This window comes from Anaerococcus obesiensis ph10, assembly GCF_000311745.1.
In the GTDB taxonomy this organism is placed as follows: domain Bacteria; phylum Bacillota; class Clostridia; order Tissierellales; family Peptoniphilaceae; genus Anaerococcus; species Anaerococcus vaginalis.
Window position 1 is genome coordinate 682,811 of record NZ_HE978531.1, and the last position, 7,523, is coordinate 690,333.

Genomic DNA, 7,523 nt, shown 5'->3' on the forward strand with positions numbered 1-7,523 from the left:
ATTATTCTAAACTTCTAATTCTATCTACAAGACTGTTTTGGCTATGCTTTTCATAGAACCTACCTGTAAATATTATCCCAATGATTATATTTACTAAGTTTACAAGTATAAGTGGCGTGATTACAAATTTATAGGAAGTCCACTGAGTCTGTTCCATAAAATCCATCAAGATAAATTTATCTACAAGAAGCATAATGATGAAAGAAAATACTAAGCCACATAAAGAATAAATCAAATTCTTTTTCACCAAATATTTTTTAATATTTTTCTTTGTCATTCCAATTGCTTCAAGGATTGATAAGTTAACCATATTTCTCAAAATTTCAGTAGCAATAACATTTATAAAATTCAGTACAGATATTAAGAATAACACTATAGATAGACTGTAACCAGCAAATTCTATTAGGTTTTTGAATTCCATTGTAGATTTGATTTGAAGATCCCTTGAATCGTAGGAAAATTCCGGTTCATTTTCAAAAGATTTTAATAACTTATCAAAATTTTCCTTTTCGCTATCTTCTACATCAAATCCATAGGACATTATACTCTTATCTCCTGTGAGCTCTTTATACTCATTCGGCTTCATATAAATGTATTCCAAACTTAAAGTAGGACTAGATTCGTCGTTTATATCTTCCTTAATTACAGGGAAATATCTAAGACCATTTGAAAAATTATACTCAACTTTTCCCATAACTTGGACTTCTTTGACCTTATTATTAACATTGATTTTTATTTTATCACCAGATTTAAATGCAGATTTTTTATCTCCATATTCTCCTATGATAATATAATTTCCTGTTTGCCATTCTTCTTTATCGAAGTCTCCGTCTATAAATTTTTGTTTGTTTATTAAGTAGTCATCCATACCAAATAGAAGTGGTGCAACTTTGTTATCTTCTATTTTAATTTTTGGATAAGTGTGCTCATAACCAGAGGAGTATAAAGCTCCCCCACTTTTATAACCCTTATGTTTTTCTATTTCATCAATATACTTTTTGTCAATTCCATACTCACTATCTAAGTACATATATCTAAAATATTTTGGGCTTGCTATATTATAGTCAGTTACGATTACATCAGAAATTCCCTTTTCTAGATCAATATTGCCTGTATAAGTTAAAACGCTATTTAAAATAACTGCAGATAGACTAATGGAAAGAACTATGGAGATAAATCTAAATTTATTGGAAAATACTTGCCTTCTAGCAAGTTTGCCAAGAGAAATATTATCACTTTTATATTTCTTTTTTATCATGGTTTCGTTGTATTTGCTGGCATCTATTGGAGAAACTTTTGCTGCATATCTTGCAGGTCTCATCACCGATAGAAATACTGTAAGCAAAGTAAAGACTGTCGAAAATAAGATAATTAATATTATTACCGTGAGCGATAATTTTACATCCGTTAACATATCATTATTTGCAAATATTTTGTTTAAAATGATTTTTCCGATAGAAATTCCTACTATATCTCCAACTATTATTGAAGGAAGTGCTACTGCTAAAGACTCAAGATGAATAAGCCTTTTGATTTGTGGCTTTGTCATTCCAATTGTTTTTAAAAGCCCCAGAAGTTTAATATCTTCATTTACGGATATCTTAAAAATATTGTTTATTATTAAGTATCCTGCGACCATTACCAAAATCAAAAAAGATAAGAAGGGTAGAAATGTATTAAAATCAAAACTAGAATCACCAGATAAAAGATACGCAAAGTTAACACCAATCCTTATTTCCTTATCGGATAAATTTCCAGGATTATCTACAACTTTATAGCTGTTTCTCTCTGCAATTTTTATAAGTTTATCCCTTATCATAAAGGAATTTTTTAGTATTACCTCCAAATCTTTATTATTTTCTGGAAGGGATAATTTATCTACATAAGCTTTTGATAAATAGATTTGACCTACACCAACATTGGAGTCAATAGGATTTTGAAAAGTCCCCGATATAATAAATTTATCACTTTTCTTTTCAATAATTTCTCCTGTGTAAGGTTTTTCTATAGTGAAAGGAACTTCTATCTCTTCTCCAATTTCTCCTTTATAACCTAACTTTTTTGCAGTTGCTATATCTATAAATACGTCGTTTTCTTTTTCAGGAAATTTCCCCTTAACTTTTTCTATTAGCGACCATTCAAATCCTTTCTTATCCATATAAGATAGTTCTGCCATAACTTTTTTATCATCAAGAATCCCAACTTTCTCTCTAACTGAAAAATCCTTTATATCCTTATCATGGGTTAATATTTCTACATCTTCGTCAGAAAGTTCTTTAAAAGATCCGTGGCTGATTGTTCCAATAGTTTTCATTGTTTGGGTTTCCATGCTTTTTCCTAAACCTAAGGCTACAGAAAACAGACTTGTAAATAGTATAGAAGTCAAAGCAATGGCTAATAAGAGAATATTTCTCCTACTTTTATTCGCATTTAAAATGTTTTTTGCAAGACTTCTTATATAAGCTCTATTTTTGACTTTCATTATTTCCCACCAGCCTTCCATCTTCTATCCTTAAAGTTTTTTCTGCAGCTTGAGCGACAGCATCATCGTGAGTGATCATAAGAATAGTATTTCCAAGCTCTTTATTAATCTTTTTTAGTAAATAAACAACTTGGGAAGATGATTTTGAATCTAAATTTCCTGTAGGTTCGTCAGCTAGAATTAAAGATGGTTTAGTAACCAAGGCTCTTGCTATGGCAACTCTTTGTTGCTGTCCACCAGATAATTCGTTTGGCATTTTATATTTTTGATCACTTATCTCTAGAATGTCTATTACGGAATCAACATATTTCTCATCTACCACATCCCCATCTAGACCAAAGGGAATAATTATATTCTCATACACATTTAACATTGGCAAAAGATTATATGCTTGAAAGACAAAACCAATATTTCTTCTTCTAAAAATTGTTCTCTCATCATCTTTCAATGCATAAATGTCGGTATCATCAATTAAAACTTTTCCGCTTGTAGGATAATCAAGTCCTCCTAATAAATGTAATAGGGTTGATTTACCAGATCCAGATGCTCCTATTATAGAAATAAATTCTCCTTTTTCAACATCGAAAGATACTCCATCAAGAGCTCTTACTTCCACGTCATTTGTTTTATAATATCTTTTTAAATTTTCTACTTTTAACATATATATCACCTCTTTACATTTAATATTAACATTCACATCTTACAAAGTACTTACAAAACTTCTTACAGTTTTGTAAGAAAAAAGACTTCTCACAAGGGGAAGTCTACTGAAAATTTTATTCTATTTTCATCCAAAGACGCTCTTATATTTCCACCATGTTTTTCTATAATTTCTCTGGCTATATATAGACCTAAACCCAAACCGTCCTTGGAAACTGAATTTTTTCCTCTATAAAATCTTTCAAATATCTTTGGCAAAGTTTCTTCTGATATGTCTTTGCACTCATTTTCTATGTCTAGATTATAGTTTAGGTAAGATTTATAAATTGAAATATTAATAGTAGAACCATTGGGCGAGTATTTTATAGCATTATCTACTAAATTGTGGATAGCTTCTTTGAGCCATCTTTCGTCCAAATTGAAAATTAAGTCTTCGGCTTTTAAATCTATGCTTATACATTTTTCATATAATATTACTTTAAATTCTCTCAAAACATCTTCTACTATGTCTTTTAAATTTGCTTGATGTTTTTGTAAGGAAATAATATCTGATTCAAGCCTAGAAGATTTTACTAGGTTTTGAATTAAAAATTCTAGTTTATTAAGTTCATACTTTATAATTTCAAGATACTCATCTTTCGGATCATCTTCTAAAAGACTGATGTATAAAGAAAGGTTGGTAATGGGTGTCTTGGTTTGGTGTGATATATCTGCTATTAAATCTTTTGTTTTACTTTTTTCTATATTTATTTTCGCTTCTTTTACTTGGCTGACATACAAAAACTTAATGAGCTTTGATTTTATTTTAGATAATTCCTTTTCATCAAATTCTGTGATTTCTAAATTTCCATCCAAAGCCTTATCAATATAGTCTGAAAGTTCAAGCATTTCATTTCTCAAGGTAATATATTTATATAAAAGAATTCCAATTATAATTACTAAAAGACCTATTAAAATTTCCATTTATATCCAACTCCAAAGACTGTTTCTATTGGGTCATAGGGTTTTAATTTATTTCGTATCCTAGAAATATTGACGCTCAATGTATTTTGATCAATAAATTCATCATCTATTCCCCAAACAAAATCAAAAAGTAATTCCTTAGTAATAACTTGAGACTTGTTTTTTATCATGTAGTATAAAATTTTTGTCTCTGTCCTTGTGAGATCTATATTTTTATTGTCTACATAGAAAGTATTTTCATTGAAATTAAAGTCTAGACCATCTTTCTTATAAAGATTTAAATCACTAAATGCTATTTTTTCGAAGGCTCTTTTTATTTTTGCTTCTAATATTCCCAAAGAAAAAGGTTTTGTTAGATAGTCGTCTGCCCCTAAATTTATGGCTGAAATGATATATGCTTCTAGATCTATGGCAGATAAAACTATAATAGGAATTGATGAAGTTTCTCTAGTATATTTTATTATTTCAAGCCCATCTCCATCTGGTAAGTTCATATCAAGTAAAATCAAATCCGCATCATCAATAAAATTTTTAGCTTCACTAATTGTGTTTACAGAAAAAACTTCATAGTCTTTATTTAAAGCTATAGAAAGTCCTTTATTTAAATTATTATCATCTTCAATTATTAATATCTTTTTCAATGAAATGCTCTCCCTCAGTTACAACCCTAATTATAGCAGAATAAAATCATTTTTATTAAAATAACCATTCAATTAACTAAATACATAAATATGAAATTGGTCAATAACTTAACAACTGCCAATATTTATTGGCATTTTAGAAATACTATCTATTCAATTACTTTACTAAATTTAAAACTTTTTATACCGTATAACATTATGAATTTAAAACTGTATAATGCGTCCCTATCTAACTATGACTTAACGGTAAGCGTTTGTATTACGATATTTAGTCAGCGAACTTTTACATGAAGAATTTAGTATTGTCTCTAAGTAATAATATTACGTATTTATTATAAATTTTCTAATGATATCAATTACAATCAAATAAAGTCATATATTAAATCACAATTATCCATAAACCATTCATACCAAGATATAGGTTTTTTTAATACTATTCTATTTGAATATTCATATTCTATGAATTTAATTAAAATGAGGCGAACATTATATATAATATCTTCATAATTATTCATATGAATCTCATTAAAATCCCACCATAAACTCTTAGCAGGGTGAGCACCAAAATCGCATCTTAAATCATATATATAATCTAAGTATTTAATATTTAAATCGTTAATATATAAAACTTCCTTAAGAAATCTATGCATATCTTTTCTTTTTTTGTAGGTAATTTCTCTTTTATTTTTATAAACTGAATTATTATATCAATACAATTATCTAGGCAAATAATTGCCTCTTCTTCAAATAAATTAGTAATTAATCCTAAAGATTTAGAATAGTAAAAAATAGCTCTATTTACGTAAGGGTCAAGTGCATTAATTTTGCTCATTATATAAACAAACATTCTATAATTCGTATTAAGATTATTATATTTTCTATTGATAGTATCTGTAAATTTCTTATAATCTTTATCTATATTATAGTGACTGTATCTAAACATTGATTGTCCAAAAAATGAGCTTGATTTACCATATACTAAAGCTAATGCTCCAATAATATTAATAAAATAACTTCTATACACGTATTGATTTAAAAAATACATATAATCAGATATAATTTCAGAAATATATTTATTTGATGATATGTTCCTCCATCCTTTAGACCAGTCAGGTGATATTATTCCTACTATGAGCTCATTTCCAAAAAAATCATATTTGCAAGATATATCTTCTGATATATAATTGAAACCTATTGTTTCATCACAGATTAAATCCCTAATCATTATGAGTCTATTCCCTTCCATATTTTTTAATATCAAAGGTATTTTATTTAAAGAATTTTTAAGATTCTGTATATTTATATTATTATTTTGATTTATCACGTTATTTATAAATTTATTTTTAAATTCTAAAAAGCTCATTATTATCCTTTAGTTAATATATAATTTACCAGTTATTTAGTTTTATAAAATTTAAACTAAATCTCATTTTGACATCAATACGACACTCTCCACATGTGTTGTCTTTTGCTTGGGAACATAATTTATTATCCTCGTCATTCTTGTAGGAGCACAATTTATTAATATCATTGTCTTTGGCATTTTTTCTTTTATCTTTAAAATTATTTGAATCTTGACTATATTTAACTCCTGTTTTGAAATAGAATGTTAAGTCATAAGGATGAACGATTCCGTCTTTGTCGATTCTGCCAACCACGACTTTATCAACTATGCTTTCAAATACTGTTCTGTTAAATTCTTCTATAATTTCTCTATTCTCTAACACCTTTTTAAATTGCTTTAGTCTTTCTTTAATAGAGTTTTCATCTTTTATTGTTAGTTCCAATGTTTTCTTTTCATCAAGTAATTCTTCTTTTTGTTTTGTCAGTTTTTTATACTTTTTAGCATAAACTACTTCGTCTATACTATCTTCCAAATGAAGATCAACTAACTTTCTTTCTTGACTAATGATTCTATTTAATTGGTTTTCTAACTTTTTCAAATCTTTGACTAAAGTATTATCATTTATTTCTTCTTCTACAATTTTTAAAAAGTCATCTATTACTGTTGAATCTGCATGGCATAATTGCCTATAGCTTTCAACAAAAGCTTTTTCTATTGCCGCTTCTTGTATTCCCTTTGAATGAGGGCAATATTTTTTACCTTTTTTTGTTGACCTTACACATTGCCAGTTAATTTTTTTGTAAGTTGAACTTGTGTGCCAAGTTCTTCTTGAAAGTATTTCTCCACAAAATCCACATTCCAGCATACTTGAAAAAGCGTATTGTCTTGATAGTTTCTCTCTTTTTCTATCCTTATTAGCAATGGTGTTTCTATTTTGTGCTCTCCTGAGTCTAATCTCTTGTGCCTTTTCAAAATCTTCTCTTGATATAATTGGCTCGTGATGATTTTCAATGTGATATTTATCAGATTCACCAAAGTTTGCTAGTCTTCTTTTTGTTATGGGATCAACTGTGAAGGTCTTTCCCATTAGTATATCGCCAATATACTTTTCATTTTTAATTATTCCTAACACTGTAGTATCAGACCATTTTGTTTTACCTCTAGGGGTGAGATATCCTTGCTCTTCTAGTTCCCTGCCAATGACTGAGCCACCATTGCCCTCTAAATATCTTTTAAAGATATATCTGACAATTTTAGCTTCTTCTTCATTTATAGAGATACTTTTTGTTATAGGGTCATAATCATATCCAAGGCAACCTTGAAAGCCAATAAGCTCCCCCTTTTCCATTTTCATTTTCAGTCCTTTTTTTACATGGGCTGAGGTGTTTTCTACTTCTTGTTGAGCTACTGAACTTAATATTGTTAATAGTAA

General features: G+C 28.2%; 6 protein-coding genes. All 6 read right to left on the reverse strand.

The genetic code is table 11. The features are described from left to right. Nucleotide 1: 1 nt before the first annotated feature. Nucleotides 2-2,503: an FtsX-like permease family protein gene (locus HGAG_RS03465; RefSeq protein ID WP_019117937.1), complete on the reverse strand. Its 2,502-nt coding sequence runs from the start codon at nt 2,501-2,503 to the stop codon at nt 2-4. Beyond that, nucleotides 2,466-3,143, reverse strand: coding sequence for an ABC transporter ATP-binding protein (locus HGAG_RS03470; RefSeq protein ID WP_019117938.1), 678 nt, complete (start codon nt 3,141-3,143; stop codon nt 2,466-2,468). The genes HGAG_RS03465 and HGAG_RS03470 overlap by 38 nt, the downstream gene beginning before the upstream one ends. An 89-nt stretch (nt 3,144-3,232) precedes the next feature. Then, the gene (locus tag HGAG_RS03475; RefSeq protein WP_019117939.1) at nt 3,233-4,105 is read right to left on the reverse strand and encodes a sensor histidine kinase; all 873 of its coding nucleotides are present in this window, start codon (nt 4,103-4,105) and stop codon (nt 3,233-3,235) included. Continuing rightward, nucleotides 4,093-4,746, reverse strand: coding sequence for a response regulator transcription factor (locus HGAG_RS03480; protein WP_019117940.1), 654 nt, complete (start codon nt 4,744-4,746; stop codon nt 4,093-4,095). The genes HGAG_RS03475 and HGAG_RS03480 overlap by 13 nt, the downstream gene beginning before the upstream one ends. Nucleotides 4,747-5,353: 607 nt before the next feature. Beyond that, complete coding sequence (locus HGAG_RS03490; RefSeq protein ID WP_019117942.1) at nt 5,354-6,109, reverse strand: hypothetical protein; 756 nt, start codon at nt 6,107-6,109, stop codon at nt 5,354-5,356. A gap of 25 nt (nt 6,110-6,134) precedes the next feature. Further along, the coding region (locus HGAG_RS10530) for a recombinase family protein (protein ID WP_019117943.1) at nt 6,135-7,523 on the reverse strand (1,389 nt) is incomplete at its 5' end.